Annotated in this window: 1 protein-coding gene and 1 pseudogene; both read left to right on the top strand. The window is 55.7% G+C overall.

Annotated elements, in window-relative coordinates; translation table 11 throughout:
• Positions 1 to 828: pseudogene (locus EC604_RS29295) on the top strand (precorrin-3B C(17)-methyltransferase); the annotation flags it as partial.
• Positions 829 to 1,026: 198 nt separating this feature from the next.
• A partial coding sequence (locus tag EC604_RS29290; protein ID WP_192895179.1) for a sirohydrochlorin chelatase occupies positions 1,027 to 1,200 on the top strand: 174 nt, incomplete at its 3' end.

The raw sequence follows: 1,200 nt of genomic DNA, 5'->3' as shown, positions 1-1,200 counted from the left end.
GCCGCCGAGCTTGCCGCCGAGGCGCTGACGCGGCTCGCGGCAGGCGGTGCGCTCGCGGGCGAAGCGGCAAGCCGCTGGCTGGACGCGGCAGCGTCAGGCCCGGCGGCAGCGGGCGCGCAGGGCGCGAGCGGCGCAGCGGTGCTTGGCGTAGCCGCTGCTGTGCCCGTGCCTGGGCGCAAGGCGCCGCTCTTTGAGATCGGCGTGTCGCCTGGCGTGGGCAACAAAAAGTTCACCGCCGCTCAGATGGCCCTGCTGGCGCAGTGCGCAAGCGAGGACGGCGAGCTTGAGTATACGCCGGAGCACCAGATTATTCTCAGAGTGCCGACGTTTGAACCGGAAGCGCTGGTAGACGAGTTACGCGCAGCAAACTTTATCGTGGTGCCGATTGGGGATGTGATCAAGGTCAAAGCCTGTGACTTCTGCAACCTGGAGAAGGACGACGCGGTGCCGATGGCTAACCATTTGCAGGACGTGATCGGTGGATTGTCTGCTCCGAAGGAAACGAGCGTAGCGTTAAACGGCTGTGGTATGGCTTGTTACGGGGCAGTACTGGAGGATATCGGCATCGTGTACCGCAAAGGAGGCTACGATCTGTTCCTTGGCGGCAAAAAGTTTGGCCGCAACGCGCACCCGGCTCAGCCAGTAGCAGAGGGGATTCCAGGTGATCAGATCGGTGGCATTGTGGAACGCATTGTCGCGGAGTACAAGGAAAAAGGTCATCCGAACGAACGTTTCCACAAGTTTTTCAAACGTGTTGGAGTTATTCAAGGCTTCCGTCATGTGGATGCGCCAGTTACCGTCGAAGTGAATCCGGTATGCGGTGACTAAAACACCAAACGATAATCTAAACACAACCCGGCCGAAACCCAGCTGATATAGATAGATACAAAGCTGAACTCATTACAGAACTAGAAATAGAAATAGAAATAGAAATAGATTAAACCTTTCTTCCTTGGAGTCGAGTGGAGAGCCTTACGAATATGAGAAATCTGATCTGCGGATCGGACAGAGGAGGAAATATAGAAGATGGATGCTATTTTGTTGGTGGGACACGGGAGCCGTGATCCCGAGGGGAACCGCGAGTTAAAGGAGTTTGCACGTGAGGTCGCTGAGCAAGCACCGGAGAACACACTGGTGGAAACCTGTTTTTTGGAATTAACCAGACCAAGTATTGCGGATGGAGTTACTGCTTGTGTAGAT

Source organism: Paenibacillus amylolyticus (genome assembly GCF_003719335.1).
In the GTDB taxonomy this organism is placed as follows: domain Bacteria; phylum Bacillota; class Bacilli; order Paenibacillales; family Paenibacillaceae; genus Paenibacillus; species Paenibacillus amylolyticus_D.
The sequence above is the reverse complement of the archived record's forward strand: the minus strand, read 5'-3'. Positions and strand labels throughout refer to the sequence as shown.